The 26,998-nt window shown below is 44.5% G+C and carries 21 protein-coding genes, 6 pseudogenes and 1 other annotated feature; of the genes and pseudogenes, 6 read left to right on the top strand and 21 right to left on the bottom strand.

Annotation, left to right across the window (positions count from 1 at the left end):
• Window position 1 precedes the first annotated feature (1 nt).
• From hisC to KW548_08340, 4 genes and pseudogenes are all read right to left on the bottom strand, one after another.
• Window positions 2-1,042, bottom strand: coding sequence for a histidinol-phosphate transaminase (gene hisC, locus KW548_08355; protein ID QXX07918.1), 1,041 nt, complete (start codon window positions 1,040-1,042; stop codon window positions 2-4).
• A 12-nt stretch (window positions 1,043-1,054) separates the two neighbouring features.
• A complete protein-coding gene (hisD, locus tag KW548_08350; GenBank protein QXX07917.1) occupies window positions 1,055-2,347 on the bottom strand; it encodes a histidinol dehydrogenase in 1,293 nt (430 codons plus the stop codon).
• A 5-nt stretch (window positions 2,348-2,352) separates the two neighbouring features.
• Window positions 2,353-3,250, bottom strand: a pseudogene (gene hisG, locus KW548_08345) (ATP phosphoribosyltransferase).
• A gap of 40 nt (window positions 3,251-3,290) precedes the next feature.
• Window positions 3,291-3,427: a sequence feature (His leader region), on the bottom strand.
• Window positions 3,428-3,601: 174 nt separating this feature from the next.
• Window positions 3,602-5,203, bottom strand: a complete 1,602-nt coding sequence (locus tag KW548_08340) for a Na+/H+ antiporter NhaC family protein (GenBank protein ID QXX07916.1) — start codon at window positions 5,201-5,203, stop codon at window positions 3,602-3,604.
• A 909-nt stretch (window positions 5,204-6,112) separates the two neighbouring features.
• Between KW548_08340 and KW548_08335 the strand changes: the two genes are divergently transcribed.
• Window positions 6,113-6,520, top strand: a complete 408-nt coding sequence (locus KW548_08335) for an H-NS histone family protein (GenBank protein ID QXX07915.1) — start codon at window positions 6,113-6,115, stop codon at window positions 6,518-6,520.
• 93 nt (window positions 6,521-6,613) lie between these two features.
• On the opposite strand, the gene KW548_08330 is transcribed toward KW548_08335, so the two are convergent.
• Window positions 6,614-7,918, bottom strand: a complete 1,305-nt coding sequence (locus KW548_08330; protein ID QXX07914.1) for an inosine/guanosine kinase — start codon at window positions 7,916-7,918, stop codon at window positions 6,614-6,616.
• A gap of 239 nt (window positions 7,919-8,157) precedes the next feature.
• On the bottom strand, window positions 8,158-8,427 hold the full coding sequence (locus tag KW548_08325) for a hypothetical protein (GenBank protein QXX07913.1): 270 nt from the start codon (window positions 8,425-8,427) through the stop codon (window positions 8,158-8,160).
• Between the two features lie 193 nt (window positions 8,428-8,620).
• Between KW548_08325 and mnmA the strand changes: the two are divergent.
• The 3 genes and pseudogenes from mnmA to purB all read left to right on the top strand — a co-directional run bounded on the left by mnmA (window position 8,621) and on the right by purB (window position 11,909).
• A pseudogene (gene mnmA / locus KW548_08320) lies at window positions 8,621-9,743 on the top strand (tRNA 2-thiouridine(34) synthase MnmA).
• A gap of 28 nt (window positions 9,744-9,771) precedes the next feature.
• Window positions 9,772-10,389 (top strand): high frequency lysogenization protein HflD, encoded by a 618-nt coding sequence (gene hflD, locus KW548_08315; GenBank protein ID QXX07912.1) that lies wholly within the window; start codon window positions 9,772-9,774, stop codon window positions 10,387-10,389.
• Between the two features lie 149 nt (window positions 10,390-10,538).
• Window positions 10,539-11,909 carry an adenylosuccinate lyase gene (purB, locus tag KW548_08310; GenBank protein ID QXX07911.1) on the top strand — a complete coding sequence of 457 codons (1,371 nt, stop codon included), beginning with the start codon at window positions 10,539-10,541 and terminating at the stop codon, window positions 11,907-11,909.
• 80 nt (window positions 11,910-11,989) lie between these two features.
• On the opposite strand, the gene KW548_08305 is transcribed toward purB, so the two are convergent.
• The 9 genes and pseudogenes from KW548_08305 to htpX all read right to left on the bottom strand — a co-directional run bounded on the left by KW548_08305 (window position 11,990) and on the right by htpX (window position 19,070).
• Window positions 11,990-12,523: a DUF3833 domain-containing protein gene (locus KW548_08305; GenBank protein QXX07910.1), complete on the bottom strand. Its 534-nt coding sequence runs from the start codon at window positions 12,521-12,523 to the stop codon at window positions 11,990-11,992.
• Window position 12,524: 1 nt separating this feature from the next.
• Window positions 12,525-13,058 (bottom strand): chalcone isomerase family protein, encoded by a 534-nt coding sequence (locus tag KW548_08300; protein ID QXX08015.1) that lies wholly within the window; start codon window positions 13,056-13,058, stop codon window positions 12,525-12,527.
• Window positions 13,041-13,553, bottom strand: a pseudogene (locus tag KW548_08295) (DUF2878 domain-containing protein). Before KW548_08295 ends, KW548_08300 begins: the two are co-directional and overlap by 18 nt.
• Before the next feature lie 2 nt (window positions 13,554-13,555).
• A pseudogene (locus KW548_08290) lies at window positions 13,556-14,795 on the bottom strand (cyclopropane-fatty-acyl-phospholipid synthase family protein).
• Window positions 14,792-15,590, bottom strand: a pseudogene (locus KW548_08285) (DUF1365 family protein). The pseudogenes KW548_08290 and KW548_08285 overlap by 4 nt, the downstream one beginning before the upstream one ends.
• Window positions 15,590-16,870 (bottom strand): NAD(P)/FAD-dependent oxidoreductase, encoded by a 1,281-nt coding sequence (locus tag KW548_08280; GenBank protein ID QXX07909.1) that lies wholly within the window; start codon window positions 16,868-16,870, stop codon window positions 15,590-15,592. The pseudogene KW548_08285 and the gene KW548_08280 overlap by 1 nt, the downstream one beginning before the upstream one ends.
• Window positions 16,871-16,882: 12 nt before the next feature.
• Window positions 16,883-17,608, bottom strand: coding sequence for an SDR family NAD(P)-dependent oxidoreductase (locus KW548_08275; protein QXX07908.1), 726 nt, complete (start codon window positions 17,606-17,608; stop codon window positions 16,883-16,885).
• The gene (locus KW548_08270; protein QXX07907.1) at window positions 17,605-18,024 is read right to left on the bottom strand and encodes a nuclear transport factor 2 family protein; all 420 of its coding nucleotides are present in this window, start codon (window positions 18,022-18,024) and stop codon (window positions 17,605-17,607) included. Before KW548_08270 ends, KW548_08275 begins: the two co-directional genes overlap by 4 nt.
• A 186-nt stretch (window positions 18,025-18,210) precedes the next feature.
• Window positions 18,211-19,070 (bottom strand): annotated as a pseudogene (htpX, locus tag KW548_08265) (protease HtpX).
• A 308-nt stretch (window positions 19,071-19,378) separates the two neighbouring features.
• On the opposite strand from htpX, the gene KW548_08260 reads away from it, so the two are divergent.
• A complete protein-coding gene (locus KW548_08260) occupies window positions 19,379-19,546 on the top strand; it encodes a hypothetical protein (GenBank protein ID QXX07906.1) in 168 nt (55 codons plus the stop codon).
• Window positions 19,547-19,610: 64 nt separating this feature from the next.
• Here KW548_08260 and bioD read toward each other — a convergent pair whose 3' ends face one another.
• Genes bioD through bioB form a run of 4 tightly spaced genes read right to left on the bottom strand, consistent with a single transcriptional unit; the run spans window position 19,611 to window position 23,281 of the window.
• Window positions 19,611-20,297: a dethiobiotin synthase gene (bioD, locus tag KW548_08255; GenBank protein ID QXX07905.1), complete on the bottom strand. Its 687-nt coding sequence runs from the start codon at window positions 20,295-20,297 to the stop codon at window positions 19,611-19,613.
• Window positions 20,294-21,097 carry a malonyl-ACP O-methyltransferase BioC gene (gene bioC / locus KW548_08250; GenBank protein QXX07904.1) on the bottom strand — a complete coding sequence of 268 codons (804 nt, stop codon included), beginning with the start codon at window positions 21,095-21,097 and terminating at the stop codon, window positions 20,294-20,296. Before bioC ends, bioD begins: the two co-directional genes overlap by 4 nt.
• Window positions 21,097-22,242 carry an 8-amino-7-oxononanoate synthase gene (gene bioF / locus KW548_08245; protein QXX07903.1) on the bottom strand — a complete coding sequence of 382 codons (1,146 nt, stop codon included), beginning with the start codon at window positions 22,240-22,242 and terminating at the stop codon, window positions 21,097-21,099. The genes bioC and bioF overlap by 1 nt, the downstream gene beginning before the upstream one ends.
• Window positions 22,229-23,281 (bottom strand): biotin synthase BioB, encoded by a 1,053-nt coding sequence (gene bioB, locus KW548_08240; protein ID QXX07902.1) that lies wholly within the window; start codon window positions 23,279-23,281, stop codon window positions 22,229-22,231. The genes bioF and bioB overlap by 14 nt, the downstream gene beginning before the upstream one ends.
• 134 nt (window positions 23,282-23,415) lie before the next feature.
• Between bioB and bioA the strand changes: the two genes are divergently transcribed.
• Complete coding sequence (gene bioA / locus KW548_08235) at window positions 23,416-24,693, top strand: adenosylmethionine--8-amino-7-oxononanoate transaminase (GenBank protein QXX08014.1); 1,278 nt, start codon at window positions 23,416-23,418, stop codon at window positions 24,691-24,693.
• A 48-nt stretch (window positions 24,694-24,741) separates the two neighbouring features.
• On the opposite strand, the gene KW548_08230 is transcribed toward bioA, so the two are convergent.
• Entirely contained in the window at window positions 24,742-25,407 is a 666-nt protein-coding gene (locus KW548_08230) for a DUF2057 domain-containing protein (GenBank protein ID QXX07901.1), read from the bottom strand.
• 75 nt (window positions 25,408-25,482) lie between these two features.
• Window positions 25,483-26,589 (bottom strand): porin, encoded by a 1,107-nt coding sequence (locus tag KW548_08225; protein ID QXX07900.1) that lies wholly within the window; start codon window positions 26,587-26,589, stop codon window positions 25,483-25,485.
• Window positions 26,590-26,998: the final 409 nt, after the last annotated feature.

Below are 26,998 nucleotides of genomic sequence, written 5' to 3'. Positions count from 1 at the left end.
CTTATGAGTAGTAGTTTCTAACAAATCCGAGTGTTTTTTCGCACTCGTCACGGTTACCGACACTGATACGCACGCAGTTCTCAATTGGCGTGTTACGCAAGATAATGCCTGTCTCCCAAGCGGCTTTGAAAAGATCATCGCCATCTGGGAATTTCACCAATAGGTAGTTTCCCCACCCTTCAAACACTTCCAAACCCGGAATCATTGAAAGACCAACTTGCAAGTAAGCACGGTTTGCATTCAGATCGAGAACTTGGAACTTCGCTCGCGCTAGGCCTGCTTCAGAAAGCGCTTGGGTAGCAATTTCCGCCACTGGAACCGGGACTGGGTATGGTGCGATCACTTTCAGAAGTACATTAATCAGCTCTTCGTTCGCAAGCGTAAATCCACACCGCAGACCAGCAAGGGCAAAAGCTTTCGACAGAGTGCGCAGAATCGCAAGATTCGGGTATTGCGCCAGTAGGTCTACCGTTGACGCTTCTGGACAAAAATCGATGTACGCTTCATCCATCACCACGATTGCACGGTCTTTTGTCATCTCAAGCAGAGACACAATATCTTCACGCTTAACCAAGTTACCTGTTGGGTTGTTTGGCGAACATACAAAAACCAGTTTCACCTTATCCAGATTGGCTTCGATACCTGCAAGATCTAGTTGCCAATCTGACGTTAGCGGCACGGTTTTACGCTCTACACCGATGGTTTCTGCACTGATGGCGTACATGCCGTAAGTCGGTGGGCAGTAAAGAATCGCATCTTCACCCGGCTCACAGAAAGCACGGATCAGTAGTTCAATACCTTCATCCGCACCGCGAGATGTTAGTGTTTGCTCTGGTTTGACACCTGCATAGGCTGCGTAAGCAGAAATCAGTTCTTTAGGCTGGCATTCGCTGTAACGATTAAGACGAGCAAAGTCTGTTTTGTATTCATTATTAAATGGCGATTCGTTGGCATTTAGCCACACATCACCTGTACCACCGATACGACGAGCCGATAAATAAGGGGTCAGTTTTTGAACCTGTTTGCGCGCTAGCTTTTCCATCTCAATATCCTCTTACTTAGCTGCCAATTTTTCTACACGGATAGTCACTGCACGTTTGTGTGCATCTAAGCCTTCCGCTTCTGCCATGGTTACCACGGTTGGTGCTAGACCTTTGAGACCGTCAGCAGACAGCTCTTGAACCGTCATACGTTTCGAAAAGTCCGCTAAGCCTAAGCTTGAATACGTGCGTGTGTAACCGTAAGTAGGAAGAACGTGGTTGGTGCCCGATGCGTAATCACCTGCTGATTCAGGCGACCAATCACCTAAGAAAATCGATCCAGCGTTATCTAGCAGCGGTAGAAGCTCGCGTGGATTCTTTGTCTGAACAATTAAGTGCTCAGGACCGTAATAATTCGAGATGGAAACTGATTGAGTAAGAGACTCGGCAATGATGATCAAGCTTGAGGCCAATGCTTGCTCGGCGATGTCCGCGCGAGATAGATCCTTAAGCTGACGTTGAACCGCATCCGTCACTTGATCTGCAATAACAGGAGAAGGAGTAACAAGTACCACTTGAGAATCAGGACCGTGCTCGGCTTGGCTTAGCAGATCAGCAGCGATGAAGTCAGGATCCGCAGTGTCATCGGCCAACACCAGCACTTCAGATGGGCCTGCTGGCATATCAATCGCAGCACCGCGGAAATCATTGCTCACCTGACGTTTTGCTTCCGTCACATAAGCGTTACCCGGGCCAAAGATCTTATCAACTTTGGATACCGTCTCTGTACCATAAGCCATCGCAGCAACTGCTTGACCACCACCGACGTTGTACACTTCATCAATACCACACAGTTGCGCGACATAAAGGATCTCGTCTGCGATTGGCGGTGGAGAACACAACACCACTTTACGACAGCCCGCAATTTTTGCAGGAACGCCGAGCATCAAAACCGTCGAAGGCAATGGCGCACTCCCGCCCGGAATGTACAAACCCACTTTTTGAATCGGGCGCGTTACCTGCTCACAAAGCACACCCGGTTGAGTCTCTACTTTGATTCGCTGTGGCTTCTGTGCTTTATGAAACTTCGAGATGTTTGCATAAGCTTGCTCAAGCGCATCTTTCATCTTTTCAGAAAGGCGAGCAGACGCTTCATCAATTTCTTGTGCTGAGACACGAATGGATCCCGGCTTCACACGGTCAAACTTCTCAGTCAGTTCCAATAATGCAGCATCACCCTCTTTACGAACTTTTGCGATTATTTCAGAAACCGCAGTCGTGATGTTTGCGCCCTCTGCGATTGCCGGACGCTCTAGAATCGATTCTTGCTGCGTTTCACTCAGCGATTGCCATACGACGGTTCTCATTGCAATTACTCCATCATTTTCTCAATGGGTAGGACTAGAATTGAGCTCGCACCCAGTTCCTTTAGCTGTTCCATGGTTTCCCAGAACAGGTTTTCAGTACTAACCAAATGAACCGCTACTTTTTGCTTGTCAGCAGATAGAGGTAATACCGTTGGGTCTTCTGCACCAGGAAGCAATGCTTTGATTTGGTCTAGTTTCTCGGCTGGTGCGTGTAGCATGATGTACTTCGACTCTTTTGCTTGCTGTACGCCTTGCATGCGAGTCAACAGTTTTTCGATTAGTGCTACTTTATCTGCATCGAATTCACCGGTGCGTTGAATCAGCGTCGCTTTTGACTTGAAGATAATCTCAGCTTCTTTTAAGCCATTCGCTTCTAGTGTCGCACCTGTAGAAACCAAATCTGCGATGGCGTCGGCAAGACCCGCACGAGGGGCAACTTCTACAGAACCGGTCAGCATACAGGTAGAAAATGGAACACCTTGTTGATCCATGTAAGCTTTAAGCAATTGTGGGTAGGTAGTGGCAATTCGTTTGCCTGCTAAATCCTGAGGACCGTTGTATTCTTCATCTTTGTCGATAGCGATAGATAAACGGCAACCACCGAAATCGAGACGACGAAGTGGAACAAATTCACATGGCTCGCCAAGCGCCTTACGATCAAGACGAACTTCTTCAAGTTCGTTTTCACCAATAAAGCCAAGGTCAACAACACCATCCATAATTAGACCAGGAATGTCGTCATCACGGACTAACAGCAGATCAATAGGCATGTTCAGCGAGTGAACGACCAGACGTTCACCCATGATGTTGAATTTTACGCCGCACTTTTTGAGCAGTTCTTGGCATTCTTTGCTTAGGCGACCTTTTTTTTTGGATTGCGATTCTTAGGCGTTGTGTTTGCATTGCTGTTATCCCTGTGCAAATTAATTTTTAAATCGTTAAAACTAAAAAACCCTCGGAAGAATTGGTCTCCCGAGGGTTCTGAATCTTGTAGTTTGCGATTTCTGCCTCCGGGAGTTTCCTATCTCCCGGGTATGCGTACATCTCCCGAAAGACTAGACTGGGTGATGATGGTGATGAATGTTCATTACAAAATTACGCATACTTATAAGCTCTTCAGTTCGCTTGCTTGGTAACCACACTAACTAAGGCAAATCCATTTTTCAACTAAAAATTGAAGATTTTTTCAATTTGTATAAGACAAATAAAAAGGGAGCGAAAGCTCCCTTTAAAATTCTTTTATCGTTCAGCTCATTAAACGTTTTGACAGCTTGCCATCTTCGCTTTTGAAAGAATCGATAGCAAAACACAAACGCCTACAAAAGCAACCGCCGAAACAGCGAAAGAAATGCCTACTGATGCGGTCATACCCAGTGTGATGAAACCAATACAAGAGACAGCCGCAACTGATAATGCATAAGGCAACTGAGTCGCTACGTGATCAATATGGTTACAACGTGCCCCCGTTGAAGAGAGAATTGTCGTATCTGAAATTGGTGAACAGTGATCTCCAAATACCGAGCCTGCCAACACAGCACTTAGCATAGGCAGCATCAAAGCAAGATCCGTGGCACCTGCCATATCGCCAGCAATTGGCAGCATAATACCAAACGTCCCCCATGATGTACCGGTAGAGAAAGCCATAAGACCAGATAGCAAGAACAGGATAACAGGTAGCCAATGAGGATTGATATTGCCTTGTGCTAATGTCGATAGGTATTTACCCGTGTTCATATCACCGATAACAGAGCCAATAGTCCAAGCAAAAATAAGGATCAAAATGGCACTAAACATTGATTTGGCACCAATCCAAAGAGTACGAGCTATTTCGCTAAATGCGATGCCCTGCTTAAGCACCGTAAACAGAGCGACAGCCAACCCGACAAGACCACCATAGATCAACGAAGTGCCTACATCTGTGTTCTCAAAAGCGCCCAGAACATTAAAGGCTTTGCCATCTGCGGCTAATTCCTGTCCGCCCGTATATAGCATTGAAACAATCGTTGCGACAATCAGGAATACAATCGGTAGAACTAAGTCGGAAACTTTACCGCCTTCACTTTCCTGGATATCCAACTCTTCATTGATATCATGCGCTTCCTGAGAGTCATCAGCTTGTTCTTTATCAAAGCCGTGTCCCTGAGATGCTGCAATTTCATGGTTGCGCATCTTACCAATATCGAGACCAAACCAAGCCACTGCAAATACCATTAGCAAAGCGAAAACAGCGTAAAAGTTCATTGGAATAAGACGTACATAAGCACCAAGTGCTGAATACTCAGTAATACCATGGGATACCAAAATACCAGCGATAATCGTCATGATGTAAGCACCCCAACTAGAGGCTGGCATGATCACGCACATAGGTGCTGCTGTTGAGTCTAAGATGTAGGCCAACTTAGCGCGGGATACATAAAAACGGTCTGTAACAGGTCGAGAAATCGCGCCAACGGCTAGGCTGTTAAAATAGTCATCAACAAAAATGAATACGCCTAGAAAAGCGGCCAGTAACTTGGAGCCACGCTTGCTTTTCACTCGTGATTGGGCCCACTCAGCAAAAGCGCGAGTACCCCCTGACAAGGTTAACAACGCTGTCATCATGCCTAGTAAGAGTAAGAAGCCAACAATACTCATGTTCCAAGTATTAATACCGCCATCTTCGATAAAGACGCTTGATACCGTTGAACCGACATAACTGAGCGTACTCCCCATAGAATAATCATTGAGAAGGATAGCGCCCAGCGTGATACCTACGCCCAGAGACACCAGCACACGACGGGTAATAATTGCTAGACTCAGAGCCACCAGTGGTGGTAACAAAGAGATAGGAGATGATGCAAAATCAATTAAATTCATGATCTTCAAAAACCAGTAATAAATGGTTAGAGATCTACTGCAGACAGAATTGGAGGAAAAGTTTCCAAACAATCAAGTTGAACCAAGCGAAAGGGAAGCGAAAGCTTCACCCAGCCCTACAGTAGCGCTCCATAGTTTTACAAAATTATAGACTATGGCAGTGTTACCCCTTTCGAGTGTAACCCCAGCAAGCATCTTTGATTTGATTACTCACTTCGGCGAAATAACCTTTCACATTTGTTCATTGGCATCACCCCAACAAATGCTACTGATCTATCTCGCGCCTCTACCGCGATTGTTGGTGTTTAAAACTGTCATTAACAAAATCTTACAACAATTTAACCAACCTATCGCATTAGGTGGCGCCCATTGTACTCATCTAAAGCCCTATTTCAATACATCATGCCAAAAATTCCAGCCTCTATATTGTCATCTCAACAATGCTGAAGGTTTCTTAGCTATTGCATAGAGTTCAACTAATATCATAGCCAGACTGTCGCACATGGCACTCATTATTCATAATTTAACTTGCGAATACTGATTTATACGTCTACATCTAGATATTAAGCTCTAAAAACGAAAACTCTAGAGAAAAACTCGTGAATTGATGAAGATTTGTTACTATCTTGATAATTAGCTGACAAAAGGATAATTCAAATTATTTTGATACTGTAAAACAAATATCTGTTTACGTATGAAACTTATCCGCTATAAGTATTGTCAAAATCACAAATCTCCCGATATTTTATGCAACAAGAATTGGTTGATTAATTAGAAAGGTCTCATTATTCAAATGACCTAACGATTAATTAATAAATTTTTATAACAATTTAACCAGAAAATATTGTATTGCGAATAATACGGGTTTAATATTTATTTTATCGGCTCCTTAAATAAGTGGGAATTTACATGTCGGAACTAACTAAAACTCTATTAAACATTCGTAGTCTACGCGCATTCGCACGTGACTTAACTCTAGAACAACTAGAGGAAGCTCTAGACAAATTATCAACCGTTGTCGGTGAACGCAAAGAAGCAGAGGCAGCAGAACGCGAAGCTCAAGCGGCACAAGAAGCCAAGTTGGCAGATATTGCAGAACAAATTAAACAACTTGGTCTAGATAAGGACATGGTTATTTCTGCGCTTGCAGGTGAAGCAGCAGGTAAAGCAAAACCTAAGCGTGCTCCTCGCCCAGCAAAATACAAATATCTGGATAATACTGGTGCAGAAAAGACTTGGACAGGTCAAGGTCGAACTCCTTCAGCAATCCAAGAACAGCTAGACGCTGGTAAGTCACTAGACGACTTCCTAATCTAATCTGGCTGAATTTATAAAACGCTAGCTGCTAGCGTTTTATCGCTCAATAAAAAGCCTCGCTATAGCGAGGCTTTTATATAATTAATACCCTAATTAACGTTCCCAGTATGCCTCTTCTAGGCTGTCTTCTCGCTCAGGTAAACCTCGAGACAAGCGCGGAGAGTGCTGAACTAACACTTCATAGCTGGCACGATTTGAATATTTGCATACTTGGGAGAAAGAAGAATATGTCAGGTACGCATGAGCATGCTTACTCGAGTTAGGCACATTTTCTTTATGGTATTTATTCGCAGCCATATCGTGTAACAGCGCTGATAATGCGGCGTCACCAGCACCATTGGTATTTTTAATCTTTTCTGGCCCACCCATATAAGGAGATATATGTGAGTATACTTTAATTGGATTATCACAGGCCCATCTTGCAGCTGGACGACTAAACTCATATCGGTTGAATTCAGCAATGCTTCCAGGAAGTAACGGCAGAGAAGTTTGACGCTTAGCGGCTTCTTCCGTGTAACCCGCCATAAACAAACCTACAGGGCCCGCAGTACATAGCACTAGGTCGACCCATTCGAGCGTTTTATCTGACGCCGCTAATGGATCAGATTCGCCCGTTAACGCCTCTGCCTCGTCTTCATTCATAGCCACAACACTCACGTGGTCACGTAAAAAGTTTTGCCAAAATACCGGATCATCCTGAATAACGAATTTCGTTCCAAGTGTGAGCACGACAGGAACATTATACTTCTTCGCATATTCAATCGCTTTCATCGTAGCTTCTGGCATTGGGTCACCTTGTTTACAGCGAACCAAATAAGCCGTAAGCACTAAAGCAGACGCATTTTCAAAAATCTTCTCTGGAATGCTATTCGGATGCAGCTGGTTCATCTGACCTTCGCTAATGGCAAAAGTGCGCTCACCATCATCGGAAATCAGAGCAAAACAACGACCAATAGCACCATCAACACCCTGTAAATAGTTCAGGTCCATTCGACTGGAAGTGTTACACAAATAGCGGAAACCATAGCTACCAATCTTAATATCTTGACTCATGACCCCCAAAAGTGTTGAGCGGTCATCGGCAAGTACAGAATAGTTGTGAAGAGTATTACCAATAGTACCACCCGCATATTCATTGGTAATCAGTCCATTTTCCTTCAGCTCATTGTACAGCGCTTCCGCGGTCACATCGTCAATAACGAGTGAGTGACCTTTACTCAACTGATATTTCTCAATGAGTTCCGTGCTGACTTTCGCTTCAATATCCACCAAAGTCTGGTCAATACCGATAATATGCGTGCTGGACATTTTCTTGCTCTCTTGAGATTGACTCACTAAAGGGTCGCGCGCATGGACAGGAAAATAGTGCTTGGACTTTCGTTGGCCTGGAAACTTCATAACAAAATATTCTGAGATAGGGTCAAAAGATGCCGGATTCTACCGCGCACTATCTAACGCGGCAACAACCGGAATTATAGCAAACGTTTGCGGGAGAAATTAAAATTCTATCACTTGATAGGTGATAAACAGGAAGCACTTAATGCACAAATAATTGTAAATAGGAAACCGCTAAAGTTTGACGAGCCACACCGCAATGTAACAAGCCAACTGATGACCAGTTGGCATGGGGTTACCGCTTATTCACCTTCCATAAAACTGATATCTGGCAAACGGTCAAGGTGTTCTGAATAACGTTTGAGATTAAACTCACCTTCGTTTTTCATTACGTCGAAGATCTCAATAGAGACAGCACATGCCATCATCGCGACAGCCTCGTCTCGCGGCGTTCCTGTCATCATCAAACGCATCAACGTTTCTTTTACTTTTAGCGGCTCACCATCTTCCAGCTGATTCTCAACAATTTCAATCAGCTCTGCTTCCGCCATGAATTGACTATCATCACTCACGTTTTGTACCTTAGTTCACTTGAATTTTGCCAACTATGCCACATATAGCCTGTCTGTAGTGAAAATTCGCAGATTAAGATCGTGAACGAGTAAAATTGCGGCAAAATTGAAGTGTGAGTTCGATCTCGGAACTGTCACCTCGAAACGCTTTCTGTTAAAATCTGCCTCCAGTTAAATTTTGTGGTGTTTAGTAATGTCTGAGAACTGTACTGACAACAGTAAAAAGAAAGTTATCGTCGGCATGTCCGGTGGTGTGGATTCATCCGTTTCCGCGTATCTCCTCAAGCAGCAGGGCTATCAGGTTGAAGGCCTGTTCATGAAGAACTGGGAAGAAGACGATAACGAAGAATACTGTACAGCTGCAGAAGACTTAGCTGATGCTCAAGCTGTTTGCGATAAATTGGGAATACACCTCCACACCATCAACTTTGCCGCCGAATACTGGGACAATGTATTTGAGTATTTTCTGGCGGAATACAAAGCTGGTCGCACACCGAATCCTGATATCCTTTGTAACAAAGAAATCAAGTTCAAAGCTTTCCTTGAATTTGCAGATGAAGTTCTCGATGCAGATTACATTGCGATGGGTCATTATGTTCGACGTACTTTCCCTGAGAACAGTGACAAGCCGCAAATGTTGCGTGGTCTAGATGGCAACAAAGATCAAAGCTATTTCTTGTATACATTGAGCAGTGAACAGATCGCTCGCAGCTTATTCCCTGTTGGAGAGCTGGAAAAACCTGAAGTGCGCCGAATCGCCGAAGAGCAAGATCTAATTACCGCGAAGAAAAAAAGATTCGACGGGCATATGCTTCATTGGTGAACGTAAGTTTACTGACTTCCTATCTCGTTACTTGCCAGCACAACCGGGCAAGATTGAGACACCTGAAGGCAAAGTGATCGGTGAGCATCAAGGTTTGATGTATCACACATTAGGGCAACGTAAAGGTTTACATATAGGCGGTCAGAAAGGCGGCGGTGGTAATGAAGAGCCATGGTACGTCGCAGAGAAGGATCTTAAACGTAACGTACTCATTGCAGTGCAAGGTGCTGAGCATCCACTGTTAAAATCTCAAGGATTGATTGCTTCTCAGCTGCACTGGGTCGATCGCGAAATTATCAAATCACCACTTCAATGCAGTGTGAAGACACGATACCGTCAAACGGATATCCCTTGTACCATTATCCCAATTGATGATGAAAATATTAAAGTTATTTTCGATGACCCACAGGTAGCCGTAACCCCAGGTCAATCAGCAGTATTTTATAAGGATGATGTTTGCCTTGGTGGCGGCATCATTGAAAAACGTATTTAATTCAATGTCTTTTCAGGAGTAATACGACGTGACTAACGCTCTTTACGACCGTACCATCGCATTTGCAGGAATATGCCAAGCTGTCGCTCTGGTTCAACAGGTCGCGAAAAACGGTCACTGTGACTCTGATGCATTTGAAACGTCGCTCAAAGCGATCTTAAACACAAACCCAAATAACACCGTCAGTGTTTATGGTCGAGAGTCGGATTTAAAACTTGGCTTAGAATGTTTGGTGAAGGGCATCGATAGCACACCTTCTGGCAGTGAAGTGACTCGCTATATCATCAGCTTGATGGCGCTTGAACGTAAACTGAGTGGACGCAACGATGCGATGTCTCAATTAGCCGACCGAATTAAAATGATAGAGCGACAACTTGATCATTTTGAACTCTTAGATGACCAAATGATAAGCAATCTTGCCAGCGTCTATTTGGATGTCATCAGCCCGATCGGGCCGAGAATTCAGGTAACTGGAACCCCTTCTGTACTGCAACAGACAGGTAACCAACATAAAGTTCGAGCCTTGTTACTATCTGGTATTCGCAGTGCTGTGTTATGGCGCCAAGTAGGCGGAAAGCGTCGCCACCTCATTTTCGGGCGCAAAAAAATGGTTGAACAGGCTCAAATCCTCTTAGCCCGTATGTAATGACTTAACAATACAGCTCGCGCCCATCGCGAGCTGATTTTTTCTACCAAAACAAGCTCAAGGCAAACGATTGCGCAATCTGCGTGACAATCTATGCGGTTATTGGTATAAAGCACACGAAATTTAGAAACTCAATTCAGGAGAACATCATGGAACTGTCAGCACTGACTGCTGTTTCACCAGTAGACGGCCGTTACGGAAGTAAGACGATTGCACTTCGCAGCATTTTTAGCGAATTTGGCCTTCTAAAGTACCGCTCTATCGTTGAAATTCGTTGGCTACAGAAGCTTGCTGCAACTGATGCAATCAAAGAAGTACCAGCGTTCAGTGCAGAAGCAAACCAGTTTCTTGATGATCTTGCCGCTAACTTCAGTGAAGAAGACGCTGCTCGAATTAAAGAAATCGAGCGTACGACGAACCACGACGTAAAAGCTGTTGAATACTTCCTGAAAGAAAAAGTGGCTGATATCCCAGAACTTCATGCCGTCAATGAATTCCTTCACTTTGCTTGTACTTCAGAAGACATCAACAACACGTCTCACGCGCTAATGCTTAAAGAAGCTCGTGATGAAGTCATTCTTCCTGAGATCAAAAACATCATTGACGCGATTAAAGCACTTGCTGTTGAATACCGCGATATTCCTCTTCTATCTCGTACACACGGCCAGCCAGCTTCTCCATCTACTATGGGTAAAGAAATGGCGAACGTGGCGTACCGTATGGAGCGTCAATACAAGCAAATCGCTAACGTAGAAATCCTAGGTAAGATTAACGGCGCTGTAGGTAACTACAACGCTCACCTATCAGCTTACCCAGAACTAGACTGGCACAAGTTCTCTGAAGAGTTCATCACAGAGTCTCTAGGCGTAACTTGGAACCCTTACACAACTCAGATTGAGCCACATGATTACATCGCAGAACTATTCGATGCGGTTGCACGTTTCAACACCATCTTGATCGACTTTGATCGTGACGTTTGGGGTTACATCGCACTAGGCCACTTTAAGCAGAAGACAATCGCTGGTGAAATCGGTTCTTCTACCATGCCTCACAAAGTTAACCCAATCGACTTTGAAAACTCAGAAGGCAACCTAGGTCTTGCGAACGCGGTATTCGGCCATCTAGCACAAAAATTGCCAATCTCTCGCTGGCAGCGTGACCTGACTGACTCAACCGTTCTACGTAACTTAGGTGTTGGTGTTGGCTACGCAATCATTGCTTACACTTCTACGCTGAAAGGTATCAGCAAGCTAGAAGTTAACCGTGAAGCACTACTTGCTGAACTAGATCAAAACTGGGAAGTTCTTGCTGAACCTGTACAAACTGTTATGCGTCGCTACGGAATCGAGAAGCCATACGAGAAGCTAAAAGAGCTAACTCGTGGTAAACGTGTAGATGGTGAAGCAATGCGTAACTTTATCGACAGTCTTGAGCTACCAGAGCACGAGAAAGCACGTCTAAAAGAGATGACACCTGCCAACTACATCGGCCAAGCCATCGAGCTGACCGACAAACTGTAATACAGTCTATGTAAACACTTAGGGCTGACGTCGATACGTCAGCCCTTTTTTATGTCGATTAGACACCACTATCGAGTCGACTAACTGTCGACTTTTTGAAAGAACAACGTAATTTTGCCAACCTCAATACCGAACTTTCGTATGCTCGTGATATTGAATACATGAGTCTCGTCTTGTCTGAACAACCAATCATCAAACGCGACCGTTATTGTAGAACCGTCGACGACAAGCTCAAAGTCATAGACCCAGTGCAATGCATTACCCTCTTCTTTGCCTCGTGCGACACCTAAGATGTCTCCAGCTTCTCCTTCGTAGGTATTGTCGCTGAGTCTCTTGATTTTCCAAATCCTTTGGTCAAGCTCGCCGTCATCGAACTCAAAGTCTTCGACAAGAGTTAGGGTATCACCATCGATACTGCCGACAATATCAACTTTAAAACGACGTTGCTGCTTGTTGGTATAATCCTGAACCATTCCCCAAGCTGTCACCTCTCCTTCAAAATACTCAAACAGATTGAAGGCAGGTGTACTGCCTTTGTATTCCGATATATCCGTAGAGCACCCGGTTAATAGCGTTAATAAGCCAACAACAATCAGCATTTTAATCTTTCGCATTTTATCTCGCTCCAATGAGGTCTTGTCTTAACTTGGGGTACTGTGTTTGTGGGGATAGCCATATCGCTAGAAATGCGTCGTTCAGAAGTGGATCATTGATTGAACCAATCAACCGGTTTTGGTCATTTTGTGACGAAAAAAAGAATCGCCCAGTGTCACCATCAGAGACATAAGTCAGCTGTTGGCCATCTTTAACATCGGGAAAAATCCTCTCGAGCTGAGTCACCCAAGGGCCCGTATCAGAGTACCCTAACTTGTCCCATTGCTCTCTCGTGGCATCAACCAACTGTTTCTGGCTGATGTCTCGTTGATATTTAATAGATAAAGCCAGTGGGTGTGGTGAGATATCTTTGCCGAGAATATACTCACCAGTCGGGGTGAAGAGCTGAGATTGGTAAACGTCGAAAAAGAGAAAAGTAAGCTGTGCGCTCCCGACTTTACGCCATTCCTGCCATTTATCGTCGCTAGCCATGGTGGCTTTTGCGCTTGCGCTGACCAACAAGACGCTAACGATCCCCCTACCAACGTAGTCCATTTGATCCGATGCATTTCCATAAACCTTTATAATGGCTGCCACAATGAGCAGCCACTCCACCATTAATACAATCAACGTGGTTGTCGTTGGTAAAGGGAAATAGACCGCGCCAAGTTTTTCTCCCGCCAAATAGCTCAACGCCCCACCAACGCCTCCTACTGTATATACGAGTATTGTCGGAAATCGGCTCACTATCGGAGCGAGAAAATAGGCGTACCAAACAAATATAAACCAAAGTGCCATCAGCCAAATTGGGAAATCACTATCGGTGAAACGAAATACACCCAGCGTCATGTTGGCATAATCGACCATGACACCCAATACCGCCACTAAAAACACTCGTTCAAGCTTTATTGGTGCAACCAACTGGCTGTATACATAGGTACCGACGACCAGACCGACAGCTAACCACTGCAACTTCTCTTGGCCTAGTACAGCAACTATCCAGACAACTTGGAACCAGAGGGAATAACAAATCAGCTTTTTTGTCGTCATCATCACGCCTTTTGAAAGGTCATATGAACAGTGCTTATGCTTTGGGCACGAAATCCACCTTCACAGTAACAGAAATAATATTTCCACATACGCATAAAGGTGTCATCAAAACCTAGCTTCCTGACATTGCTTTCTGATGACACAAATCGTGTGTGCCACTCTTTCAATGTCTTTGCATAGTCCAAGCCAATATCGTATAGGTTACGCAAAACTAAATCGCTATGCGCTGTTGTTGCTTGGGTCAAAGCCGTAATCGAAGGTAGGAAACCACCTGGAAAAATATACTTCTGTATGAAATCGACATTGTTACTGTAATAGTCGTATCTTTGATCGGCGATAGTAATGGCTTGTATGGCCATCAACCCTTTTGGCCTTAAAAAGAGACTGACACTTTTTAATGTACGAGCCTAAGTATTCTTTACCAACCGCTTCGATCATTTCAATGGACACCAACTTGTCGTAGTGCCCTTTTAATTTTCTATAATCCTGCTTGAGCAAGGTTATTTTGTGCTCAAGTCCCTTATCGATTATCTTCTGCTTAGCGTACTGATACTGCTGTTCCGAGATCGTCGTGGTGGTTACGTGGCACCCATACTTTTCCGCCATATATATGGCCATGCCACCCCAGCCTGTCCCTATCTCAATCACGTGGTCGTCAGAGGACAATTCAAGCTGCTGGCACAATCTTTCCATTTTGTTGAGCTGAGCCTGCTCCAAACTGTCTGATTCCCTATTAAAGATTGCAGCGGAGTACAACATCTCTTGATCAAGAAACGTTTCGTAGAGTTCATTGCTCAAGTCATAGTGGGCGCTAATATTCTTAGCGGCATTCTTCTCAGTGTTGCGGTTGAACCAGTGCCCAAGCTGGTATGATATTCGAGAGATAAAACTACTTTGGCCTTCAATAGAATCGAGGGTTGCTAAGTTCACGGCCATCAGTTCCATCAGCGCCGTCAAATCTGGGCTGTCCCACCAGCCGTCCATGTAGGCTTCGCCTGCTGCAATACTCCCGCCTTTGAGCAGCCTAGCGTAAAAGTCTGGATGTTTGACCTCGATAGCCGCCTGTAAGCGTGAGGCTCCTGTGTCACCAAAAGTCACCCTATTTTCTGAAACGGAGAATGATTCAATGACCGTTAGCGAACCTGATTTGATTTTCTTGAGGAGTGACATTGCCACGCTACGCGCTGTTTTTTGTGTCGTGCTTAGTGACGTTGAGTAATCTATCGTTTGGGAGTTAATCATGACTTATGCTCCTTGCCCTGCTCTCTCGATTTATAGTTTTTAGAAGGTATTTCTGGTTGTTTTTTATTATTAGGATGGGAGTAAAATGGAGCACCCTTACACCAGAGCTTAAACGCCTGCCAGTAAATTCCAATCAACATTTTTACTGCCATTAGCGGCGTTTTAATCAAGTGTTTGAGAAGCACTCTCGATGTCAGAGCCTGTTTGCCCATGCTAAGCGTGGCATCAAATTCCTTTTTGATCCCGATGGCACTCTAGGTGAATCGAAAGCTTTCTCCCTAATGGCTTCAATCGCCAAACATAGTCTTGGTCTATAGGGTTAAACGGTGACACATGAAACGCTTTGCCGTGTCGCCACAATGTTTGGTCAAAAGCAGGAATCGCATAGTAGTGTCTTTGATTCCAAGGGGTATTACTCACTTCAGCCAACAAGTAACGCCATTCTCCTTCCTTGTTATAAACATAGTAGAAGTTTACCGGACTGAAATAGATACCAAGATAACGGAGATGAATGACGGCTTTGACGCTCCCCTCGACAGTCTCTCCCGTGAGCTCTTTAATCTTGTCAAATACCGCGTGTTTTAAATCTCCTTCCCCTAAATAATCAGAGCGTTTAAACCTCGCCCAATGCCACCACTTTCGTCCAAAGCCCCAAACAGATTTCTCCACAGCATGGATCTTATCCAAGTCGATACATGGCATAAAGATAGGGTAGCTTAACTGATGCTCTACTGGGCTAAAGCGCCGATGTCTTACATCACCCACAAATAAAGAGCCGCCATGCTCTGCGCTCATTATGCTGCTCCTCGTTGGCGATCAACGTTTTTGAGCAGTTTCAACTCACTGACAATATCTAGAGCGCTTCGAACCCCGTCTTCATGAAAACCGTTGTACCAGTAGGCACCGCAGAACCACACCTTGTCCTGCCCATTGATTTCCTTACGTCTCTGCTGGGCCTGCATAGATTGCTCGCTGAACACAGGATGGTGATACGTGAATGTTTTGAGCACTTTACTTGAGTCAATAAGATGACCGCTATTTAAAGAAACACAGAATGTCACAGGCGCTTGTATATGTTGTAGAATATTCATGTTGTAAGTCAGGGTTGGTGGGCGTTCACTTTCACCTTGCTTTCCATCTAACCAATAATTCCAAGACGCCCAAGCCGACTTTCTTTTAGGCAGTAAACTCTCATCAGTATGCAGTGTCACTTCATTCGCTTGATATTCCAGCTGACCTAGAATTTTACTCTCGAGGTCACTGGCATCACTAAGCAGGGCAAGCGCTTGGTCGCTATGACAGGCAAAAATCACTTGGTCAAAGCGCTCAGTCCGATCGCCAAGATCAATTCGCACGCCCATTTGCTCCCTGCAAACCGATTTTACAGGTGTAGAAAGGTGAATGCGGTCAGCATACTCCTGAGTGAGTGGCTCGACATAGGCATTAGAACCGCCTTTTATCACGTACCACTGAGGCCTGTTCAACACATCGAGTAGTCCATGATTCAGAAAGAATCGTGCAAAGAATTGCAGCGGAAAAGCGCGCATATCGGCAAGTGTGGAAGACCAGATTGCAGCACCCATTGGTAAGATATAGTTGTTGCAAAAATAGTCGCTGAATTTCTCTTCCGATAAAAAGTCGCCGAGTGTTTTCTCACACTCACTGGATTGTTCGACTATCCGTTTAACCTGTTTATTGAAACGCAGTATCTCGAAAATGAAGGCATAAAACTTGGGATTGAACCAATTTCTTTTCTGCGCGAAAAGCGTCGACACTGTGTGTCCATTGTACTCCAATCCACACCCATCGTTTCTTACACTGAAACTCATCTGTGTAGGTAAGCCCTCCACACCCACCTCATCCATCATGGCAATAAAATTGGGATACGTTCTATCGTTGTACACAATAAAACCGGTGTCGACCGCATAGTTCTCGCCTTCCACTTCCACATTGACCGTCGCAGTGTGCCCACCGATGTAATCATTGGCTTCGAATAGAGTGACATCATGTTGTTTATTCAGATGATAGGCACATGTCAACCCAGAGATACCTGTCCCGATTATGGCTATTTTCATTTTGGAATCCTCTTACTCTGAGATCAATTTCGCGGTTAAATACTTTTGCCAGCGGTAAGGCAAGGCACCAATCAGGCGCAGTAGCGTTGTGAACCTTCGCGGGAAATATATATACGGTTTACGTTTAGCAAGCCCTTTACGTATCGCTTGTGACGCCTGTTGTGTCGTCACAAGCATTGGCATTGGAAACGTGTTTTTATCGGTCAAAGGCGTTTTGACGAAGCCAGGGTATATCACTGACACACAAATCTCTTTTTTAACCAAATCAAGCTGGAGCGCTCTACCTAAATAGCTGACAGCGGCTTTAGATGCGCCATAGGCTTCAGCCCTTGGTAAGGCCAATTCGCTCGCAATAGAACCGACCAGAGCCACAATATGTCCGGGCTGAAAATGGTGCTGGCTTGCTTCTATCGCGTTAGCAAGCCCAACCACATTGATGTCGAATACACGCTTTATCAATTGTGCGTCAATGACACCATCATCAATGTACTCACAATCTCCAGCATTAAAAATCCAAACATCAGGGGTAATGACCAGCTTTTCTAACGCCTTTTTCGTAGCCGATAAATCGGTTAGGTCAAATTGAAGCGAGGTAATATTAGTAGAGGTAGAAACAAGCGCTTCTAACGCTTGTGGGTTCCTTCCGCAAGCAACGACTTCATGTCCCGCATTTGCATAATCTTCTGCCAGTTGCCTACCGATACCGGATGTGGCGCCGGTGATTAACACACAAGTCATTGCCCTAGCCTCTGTTTGATGGTCTTGATCACTGAACCTAGCAGTGGAAGGTTTTCATAAAGCATTTCACCGAGGTCGAAGTAATCTCTGTGATAGATAACCCTACCATCTTTGAATTTGAGGTGGCTGACACCATTGACGACCACGGTTTTACCTTTTTGCAGTTTGGGATGCTCCAGCGACATAGACCACGTAAGAAATCCACTGTCACCAGACTGCTGTTGCTCTTTTATGTCAAAGTCGCAGCGCCTGACGTTTGTATAAAGACTGTCAAAATAGCTTTGTAACGCTTGCCAACCTTGGAGACGATGCGCAGAATCTTCGAAGACAACATCTTGATGGTAAACACCATTTAACAAGTGCAAATTTTCCTTGCTAAGTTGCTGATATATTTGACCAACTGACTCGACGTTCATATCCTCTCCAGATAATTATACAAAATAAAATAATGTACAACCCTAACGCTAGCTTAGGGTAATTTGTTGGGGTTGTACAAACATTAATTTTGTAAAAGTTTAGTTTTCAGCTTTGTACGGCGGTTAAATAATAAGGGATCAAAAAAGGCTTGATATAAAATCAAGCCTTTTCGTTAAATCATAAACTTATGAGTTTCGCAGCGCTGCGATGCGCTTATCTAATGGAGGGTGACTCATCAATAATTCTGTTACTGAACGCTTACCATTGATACCAAATGCCATCATTGAACCTTCTAGCTGAGATTCATGACTCACTTTTAAACGCTCCAAAGCAGCAATCATTTTGTGCTTACCGACCAACTGCGCTGCACCTGCATCAGCATGAAACTCACGATGGCGGCTGTACCACATAGTAAGAAAGCTCGCTAGGAAGCCAAACACGAGTTCAAGAACAATGGATACACCAAAGTAAACCATCATGTTGCTGCCACCTTCTTCATCATCGTTAGATGAAACAATATTTGCAATAAAGCGTGATAGGAAAATCACGAAGGTATTCACCACACCTTGCATTAGCGTCATGGTGACCATGTCACCATTGGCAATATGACTCACTTCGTGAGCAAGTACGGCTTCAGCTTCATCACGAGTCATATTTTGCAAAAGACCAGTTGAAACTGCCACCAAAGAATCATTACGCTTAGCGCCTGTTGCAAACGCGTTGATATCAGCGGAATCATAGATGGCGACGGTTGGCATACCGATGCCCACTTGCTCAGACTGTCGGCGAACCGTTTCAAGTAACCAATGCTCTGTTTCATTACGCGGGCTTTCAATCACCATCCCCCGACAGAACGCAGCGCCATACCTTTTGACATCATCAATGAGATGAATGAACCACCAAAACCAAACACAGCGGCCATAACAAGCAGTCCAGACAAGCTACCAGGTTGCATACCTGTAACCGCATACACAATATTTAAAACAACACTCAGAACCAGAATAACGGCCAAGTTGGTTGCCAAAAATAACATCACTCGCTTCATTACTTTTCTCCGAAACAGGAAGCTTAATTATCTGCCGTTGCGATACGAATATCGCACTGAGGCTTTATGTCTAACTTATAGATATAGTCTATTCCTTTTAAACACAAGGGATAGACGTAAATTGAAACATTTGTTTTCTCAACGGAAAAAATTGTTAAAACACTCGACAAACATTCACATGAAAAATGATTCGATTTCAATGTATTAATCAATAGCACCAGCATTAGACTTTAGTCTTATTGTACCTAGACAACAGCGTGCTAGATTGTACCCAGAATACAATACCCATGTGTGAAAAGGACAAAATCATGGTCGAAACTAACAACTATCAAATGGCTATTGACCTACTATGCTGCCACCTTGGTATTTCAGAGGAAGAAGCAAAGCAGCAACTTGGTATATCTTCAGAGCAACAAGCGCAACAACGCATCTCGGATACCCAGCAAGCATTGATGGGCTTGCACCAAGACAAGTAATCGTCAAAATTTAGATAAAGTAAAGGCTGCCATTGGCAGCCTTTCTATTTTGGTCAGATAAACACTACTCTTCGCCAACAAGAGTAGAAACATCAATATATCTGGCTAAGTCTTTTTGTTTGACACCTGGCACGTAAGGGATTTCCCCCAATTTGGGAGCGCCAATCTTCTGTTCCAACATTTGTATAATGTCAGCATAGTGTTCAGTACCAGGGTTAATTCGATTCGCAACCCAGCCTACCAAGGATAAACCGTCTGCTTTAATCGCATCCACTGTTAGCATCGCATGGCTAAGACATCCTAACTTGATGCCTACCACTAGTATGACAGGCAAACTTTCTTGCTGCACCCAGCTTGAAAGACAATCAGATTCTGACACTGGTACGCGCCATCCTCCTGCTCCTTCAACCAAAACCACATCCGCTTTCTGTTTATGACCTGCTAATTTTTCACTCAACACTGAATATTGAATGTCAATGCCGTCATGCTGAGCAGCAATATGCGGTGAAGCGGGCAACGCCAAAGCGTATGGATTGACCTCATCATAAGCGACGTCAACGGTCGATGCTTTTTGCAAATACAAAGCATCCGAGTTGCGATAGCCTTGTTGCGTTTTTTCGCAACCGGCCGCAACAGGCTTATAGCCAATCGTTTTTAAGTCCTTTTGCGCTAAAGCGTTAAGAATTGCCTTTGAAGCGACTGTTTTACCAACATCGGTATCCGTACCAGCAATAAAAAATGCATCAATCATAGATGTATAACCCCTAAACAAACCTGATAAGTGGCAGGCAGAAGACCTTGATGGTTTTTGAACTGTCGATACGCTCGTTCGACTTTAAGTAGCGCACTACGGTGGGTTAAACCATCAGAACGACCATTAACATGGTTAGCGCCAATGCCCTTTAAGTCACGCATTAAGGCGAACGCAGTATCGTACCAAACTATCATGGTAGGCAAGTCTAGATGATTGCGGTGATTGCCAGATTGCGCTAACGCAATTTTTACCTGATTGCTGCTGATAAAATCGTTGACGTGTTGATAGGCATCCACTTCACCCCAAGCACTCTTTAACTCTTTCAGCGAACCGTCTAATAGGGTGGAAAAGTACGCTTTGCCGTGAGGCTTTAATACCCTGCGCATTTCGCGTAAAGGGCGTGACAAATCATCACACCACTGCAATGCCAAGCTAGAAAACACATAATCGATTGAGCAGTCATCGAATGGTAAGAACTCAGCATCACCTTGGCGGTATGTCATTCTCTCAAAGCCACACCGTTGTTGCGCTTTATCCAACATTGACGGTGACAAATCACAACAAATGACCATAGCTCCCCGATCGCGGAGTTTCTCTGAAAAATACCCAGTGCCACAACCCAGATCGAGCACGGTTTTACCCCCCAGATCTTGGGGGAGTTTTGCTAATAAACGTTCTCCAACTTCTCTTTGAAAAGCAGCATGATTATCGTAGGTGCTTGCCGCTTTACCAAACGCTTCAGCGATGGCGGATTTGTCTTGCTGCCAACTATCATGCATCAAGGTCGCTTGTTCCATTAACATTCCTTTTCTATCGCACTCTCTAGGATGTTCGCCAATTTTCGTACGTGTTGCACAGAGTGATTTACAGAGAGCGTTACTCTTAGCCTTGCTGAGTTTTTGGCGACCGTTGGTGGCCTGATCGCAGTCAGCCAACAGCCCGATTGCCTTACTGATTCGGCAACGTTGAGCGCAGACTGACTGTCACCGATTAGCAGGGGTTTTATTGGTGTGGGTGTCTCTACGTAACCTTTAAACGAAGAAAAACACCGCTGGTACTCTTGTTGCAGTTCTTGAAGCTTCTCTCGTCGCCAATCTTGCTTTCGTGTCATATCGATCGCGTGTATTAATGCAAACGCTTGGGACGGAGGCATTGCCGTCGAATAAACATGGTGACGAGCAAACTGGGTTAAATAGTCCCCGATTTCTTTGCTGCACATAATCGCGGCCCCTGAAACTCCTAACGCCTTACCAAAAGTCACAACAAGCAGATCTGAGCGGATTCCCGCCTTTTCACAGCTGCCTCTGCCTTGATCGCCCAACACACCGATACCATGGGCGTCATCAACCACTAACCATGACACGCCTTGTGTTACTTTGTGTATGTCCTTTAGAGGCGCCAGATCACCATCCATACTAAACACGCCTTCGGTAACGACTAAAGCACTTCGCTGCATAAGCTCTTGCAGATGCGCAGAATCGTTGTGACGAAAACGTTTCATTGTCGCACAAGAGAGCATACCGGCTTCCATCAGCGAGGCATGATTCAGCTTGTCTTGAATCAGAAGGTCATCTTTGTCTAGCAGACTAAAGAGCAATGCCTGATTCGCTGAGAACCCCGAACTGAACAATATTGCACGTTCATAACCTAACCAGTCACAGAGAGAAGCTTCTAATTCTAGATGGGCTGTTGAGTATCCTGTCACAAGTGGAGAAGCACCGCTTCCACTTCCATACAAATCCAAACCACGCTGCCACGCTGCCACGAGGCTTTTCTCGGCAGCTAAGCCCAAGTAGTCATTGTTGGAAAAGTTCACATAGGGTTTGCCTTCAAACAGTAACTCAGCACTATTACCTGATTCAACAATACGCAGGCGGCGTTCCAATCCCTGCTGCTTCCGGAGACTCAGGGATTGGCGAATACGGTCGTTAAACACTGGCATCGTAGAAAAGATCATCCTTCGCTGGACGAGCAGCGATACGCTCAACGACACGATCAAGCAGATCATTTTCTTCAATCTCATCTGGCCGCTGAGAGACTTCTTGGCTGTTGATACCCAGCTTGGTAAATAACTGCATATCTTTGTCTTCCGAAGGGTTGGGCGTTGTCAACAGTTTGCATCCATAAAACACCGAGTTGGCTCCAGCCATAAAGCACAGAGCCTGCATCTGCTCATTCATATTTTCGCGCCCCGCTGACAAGCGCACTGCTGATTTTGGCATCAAAATACGTGCAACAGCGATGAGACGAATAAAATCAAATGGCTCAACATCTTCAACCTCTTCAAGTGGCGTTCCTTTAACCTTGACCAACATGTTGATAGGGACGCTTTCAGGATGAGTAGGTAAGTTGGCTAACTCCACCAACAGTCCAGCACGATCGTTGGCACTTTCTCCCATACCTATGATCCCACCAGAGCAGATTTTCATACCGGCGTCACGCACGTGAGACAAGGTATCTAAACGATCTTGGTAGGTACGTGTCGTGATAATACTGCCGTAAAACTCAGGAGAGGTATCAAGATTATGGTTGTAATAATCCAAACCCGCATCTGCTAATTCCGTCGCTTGCTCAGGCGTGAGCATACCGAGAGTCATACAGGTCTCAAGACCCATACCTTTGACCCCCTTAATCATTTCGGTCAAATGCGGCATGTCACGAGCTTTAGGGTTTTTCCAAGCCGCCCCCATACAAAAACGGGTCGAACCCGCATTTTTGGCTTTTTGTGCAGCATCTAACACTCGCTCCACTTCCATCAAGCGCTCTTTTTCGATATCGGTTTGATAGCGGGCACTCTGCGGACAGTACTTACAATCTTCAGGACATGCACCTGTTTTAATGGAAAGTAACGTACTGACCTGTACGTAGTTGTGTTGTTGATGCTGGCGATGGACTAGCTGCGCTTCAAAAAGAAGATCCATAAACGGCTTTGCCATTAGCTCGCGTACTTCAGACACGGTCCAGTTATGACGTACTTCCACTTGTATTCCTTACTATTATTGTTAGTTTCTAGACTTGGCTAGTCTACCGACGCGAGGTAAACTGTCAACACAATTAAAATTCAAATGTTTACATGTGATTAATAATGAATCAACTCAATGTTAAACAAACATCGATGGATCTCGAGTTTGACCGTCGCCATATATGGCACCCCTATACTTCGACACTAACACCTCTGACCTGCTACCCCGTGACCTCCGCCAAAGGGGTCTATTTACAACTCGAAGATGGTAGAGCACTCGTTGATGGCATGTCTTCTTGGTGGTCAGCTATTCACGGCTACAATCATCCTGCTCTCAACGAAGCGGCTCACCAACAAATAGGAAAAATGTCACACGTGATGTTTGGCGGCATCACTCACGAGCCTGCGATTAACCTGTGCAAAAAACTCCTATCACTGACTCCCAGTAATCTTGAACATGTATTTTTGGCCGATTCAGGGTCCGTGGCCGTCGAAGTGAGCCTCAAAATGGCCCTTCAGTATTGGCATGCAAAAGGAAAAACACGTCCTAAGTTTTTGACCCTCAGAGACGGTTATCATGGTGATACCTTCGCCGCAATGTCCGTGACAGACCCAGATAACTCAATGCATTCGATTTATAAGGGCTTCCTTCCCGAGCATATCTTTGCTGACTCGCCGCGAACTGGCTTTCATCAGGAGTGGGATGAATCCGATCTGGATGATTTCACCGCTAAACTGGAAGCTCATCACAACGAAATCGCCGCCGTGATCCTTGAGCCCATTGTTCAAGGCGCCGGTGGGATGCGCATTTACCACCCCAACTTTCTAAAAGGCGTACGCCAGTTATGCGATAAGTATGGTGTGCTATTAATACTTGATGAGATTGCTACAGGGTTTGGGCGAACAGGTACAATGTTCGCCTGTGAACATTCGCAAATCGAGCCCGATATTCTGTGTGTTGGCAAAGCGCTGACAGGAGGGTACATGACATTGTCAGCCACTCTCGCCTCAAAACACGTCGCCGACACTGTCTGTGGCGGTGAAGCGGGCTGCTTTATGCACGGACCCACTTTTATGGGCAACCCACTCGCCTGCGCTGTGGCGGCAGCAAACTTAGAAATACTTGAAACGGGTCATTGGCAGCATCAAACACAGCAAATCGAATCGGCCTTTAGTGAGTTGTTGCCGAGGTTAAAACACTATGACTTAGTCGCTGATGTAAGATGGCTAGGGGCCATTGGCGTCGTTGAGGCAACACGACCTGTTAATATGGAAAAAATCCAACAACAATTTGTTGATCAAGGGGTGTGGATCCGCCCATTTGGCAAGCTTATCTATATGATGCCACCATTGATCAGCCAGCCTAGACATATCGAAACACTCGTGAATGCTATTGAGAGTGCGTTACTAGAGCCTGACTGCTTTGATTAAATACTGAGTATTAAAAAGGCTTCCAATTGGAAGCCTTTTTAATTCAAATTAGTCTTGCTCGATCATCCAGCGCTTAAAGTTCTTGCGATCTTCATCGCTTGCGCGCAAATACCAGAGTTTTAGCTGTAAGGTATTTTCTGACTCAGTAACACCTGCAATCGTGGTAGTTTTTCTTTCGCCCGAAGCAAGAGGTTGGCTTTGCTCTAATTTGGCTAACTCTTCTTTTAGCTCAACGACTTTTCCAGAATCGAACACCAGTCCACGCTCTTTATTATACGTATCCACTAAAGCCGGAATATTTGAGTATGGGAAGGTGCCTTCAGCAGGAGGCAGTAGCTCTTGATGGTCATCAATGACTTTTCCATCAATTTTAAATTGAAAGATCGGTTGTTTTTTATCAACCCACCGTTCGATTTTATTCAACTTTGTGGAAAGCAATTCCACTTCTAGTTTCTCGGCTGTGGAAAGGTCCAAAGTCACAATATATGGGCGTGAAGAATAATATTCTCGCTTGTGGCCGTCTTTCAGTTTGCCACTAAATTCAAACACAAACTGGTTGTCACCTTTGACCAATTCATAGTTTTCGTCTTTGATTGTTTTGCCATTCAATACTTCTGCTGAAATACCACTGCCTAAATCCAAATCAAGCGCCATGGAAGGGAGAGAAATAGCAGTCGCCAGTACAGCCAGAAATAGAGGTTTTATTTTTTTCACGTGGTATTTCCTTTTAAAATAACAAAAAAGCCAACGCTTACGCGTTGGCTTTAACCTATTCTAAATGACGAGCAATTAGAATGTGTAGTAAGCACCAAGTACAAACGTATCTGCGTCTAGACCTTTAGCACCGTTAGCACCGTCAAAGTCGTTAGAAGTTTCCGCAGTTTGGAATTCACCAAAGATAGTTACGTTGTCTTGAAGAGCGTAGTCAACACCAAGAACTAGGTTAGTAGTGTCACCTTCAGCATTCGCGCCGCTTACAGTGAACTCGTCTAGGTCCATTACATCGTAAGTTGCGTATAGACGAGTCTTGTTGATAGTGTACTGTGCAGCAACGCCGTAAGCATTACCGTCCATGTATGCGTAGTCGTTATCAACAGTAGACTTAGCACCATTCGCGTCTGTGAAAGTTGAAGTAGTCTTGTCACCAAATAGACCGAACGAGTTTACACCTTCAAACTGTGCAAACGTTGCAGCAAAGTAGAAACCGCCAACCGTTGCAGAAGCAGACATACCCACTACTTGGTAATCAGTGTCTTGAGCTTGCTCACCGTTGATAGCAGAAGCACCTACAGAGAACATGTCGTTGATAGTCCAGTCTAGAGACGCACCGTAAGTGTTGTCTACGTTTTTGCTAGACTCAGTGTTAGCGTCAGCTACGAATACTAGACCTTCAGCAAGTTCAGCTTTGAATACGATGCCGTTGCCGCTTGACTCAGCACGGTGACCGCCAGCAGAACCGAAGAATTGACCTTCGTTAGTGATATCGCCTTTCTCGATTGCGTCTAGAGATTCAGCTAGGTCGCCAACTTCACCAATTGCCACACCCCAAGTGTCAGTTTTAACACCGATGTACATGTCGTCAAACTTAGCGCTGTTATCTGTCTTCGATGAATCGAAACCAGTGCTAGATTCGATTTCGAAAGAAGCGAAGCTAGTTAGTGTATCGCTAACTTTGTGCTCAGCGTCTAGTTGAACTTTACCCCAAACTGTAACAAATGGGTCTGTTTCAGTGCGTTCTACACCAGAAGTGCCTTGCTTTTCGATATCTGTAGTTGCAACGTATGCATCTACTTCACCCTTTAGAGATACTTTAGAAGCATCTGTAGAGTAAATTTCAGCTGCATTTACGTTTGCTGCTGCCGCTAGAACTGAAAGAGCTACTAGAGTCTTTTTCATAATAATCCACTGCCTTTTCTATAGAAATAGGGAAATCCTTATCCGGTTCCCTTTATGTTTTTTGATGACAACTCTGAACTCTTACTGGTCAGATGTTGTCGCCACTAAATTTCGGGGTCTAGATTGCAAAAAGAATCTCTTCACTGTCAAATGATATAAATAAAACAAATAAAAAAACATAAAACCCTTAAATTACAACAACTTAACAGGGGTGCGAGAAGATTTTAGAGCAAGTAATAATCAAACTAACTAAATTATCATTAAAAAGAAAAAACGACTTTAGCGATATAATAAACTACAAATAGTTAATGTTGAGTTAACAGGCAGAATTTTTATCTGCGCAAAAAACACTTATGAAGAGATATATTTTTAGATCAAAAAATATGAGCTAAGTTTATGAAGGTTCAGT

This window comes from Vibrio neptunius, assembly GCA_019339365.1.
GTDB lineage: Bacteria > Pseudomonadota > Gammaproteobacteria > Enterobacterales > Vibrionaceae > Vibrio > Vibrio neptunius.
The sequence above is the reverse complement of the archived record's forward strand: the minus strand, read 5'-3'. Positions and strand labels throughout refer to the sequence as shown.

Coding starts and splice junctions, on each gene's coding strand:
- KW548_08270 (QXX07907.1), bottom strand. CDS start 18,024: ATGAACGTCGAGTCAGTTGGTCAAATATATCAGCAACTTAGCAAGGAA.
- hisC (QXX07918.1), bottom strand. CDS start 1,042: ATGGAAAAGCTAGCGCGCAAACAGGTTCAAAAACTGACCCCTTATTTA.
- KW548_08340 (QXX07916.1), bottom strand. CDS start 5,203: ATGAATTTAATTGATTTTGCATCATCTCCTATCTCTTTGTTACCACCA.
- bioC (QXX07904.1), bottom strand. CDS start 21,097: ATGGAACAAGCGACCTTGATGCATGATAGTTGGCAGCAAGACAAATCC.
- purB (QXX07911.1), top strand. CDS start 10,539: ATGGAACTGTCAGCACTGACTGCTGTTTCACCAGTAGACGGCCGTTAC.
- KW548_08335 (QXX07915.1), top strand. CDS start 6,113: ATGTCGGAACTAACTAAAACTCTATTAAACATTCGTAGTCTACGCGCA.
- hisD (QXX07917.1), bottom strand. CDS start 2,347: ATGAGAACCGTCGTATGGCAATCGCTGAGTGAAACGCAGCAAGAATCG.
- KW548_08300 (QXX08015.1), bottom strand. CDS start 13,058: ATGGACTACGTTGGTAGGGGGATCGTTAGCGTCTTGTTGGTCAGCGCA.
- KW548_08260 (QXX07906.1), top strand. CDS start 19,379: ATGGTCGAAACTAACAACTATCAAATGGCTATTGACCTACTATGCTGC.
- KW548_08225 (QXX07900.1), bottom strand. CDS start 26,589: ATGAAAAAGACTCTAGTAGCTCTTTCAGTTCTAGCGGCAGCAGCAAAC.
- bioA (QXX08014.1), top strand. CDS start 23,416: ATGGATCTCGAGTTTGACCGTCGCCATATATGGCACCCCTATACTTCG.
- KW548_08280 (QXX07909.1), bottom strand. CDS start 16,870: ATGAAAATAGCCATAATCGGGACAGGTATCTCTGGGTTGACATGTGCC.
- KW548_08330 (QXX07914.1), bottom strand. CDS start 7,918: ATGAAGTTTCCAGGCCAACGAAAGTCCAAGCACTATTTTCCTGTCCAT.
- bioF (QXX07903.1), bottom strand. CDS start 22,242: ATGCCAGTGTTTAACGACCGTATTCGCCAATCCCTGAGTCTCCGGAAG.
- bioD (QXX07905.1), bottom strand. CDS start 20,297: ATGATTGATGCATTTTTTATTGCTGGTACGGATACCGATGTTGGTAAA.
- KW548_08275 (QXX07908.1), bottom strand. CDS start 17,608: ATGACTTGTGTGTTAATCACCGGCGCCACATCCGGTATCGGTAGGCAA.
- KW548_08305 (QXX07910.1), bottom strand. CDS start 12,523: ATGCGAAAGATTAAAATGCTGATTGTTGTTGGCTTATTAACGCTATTA.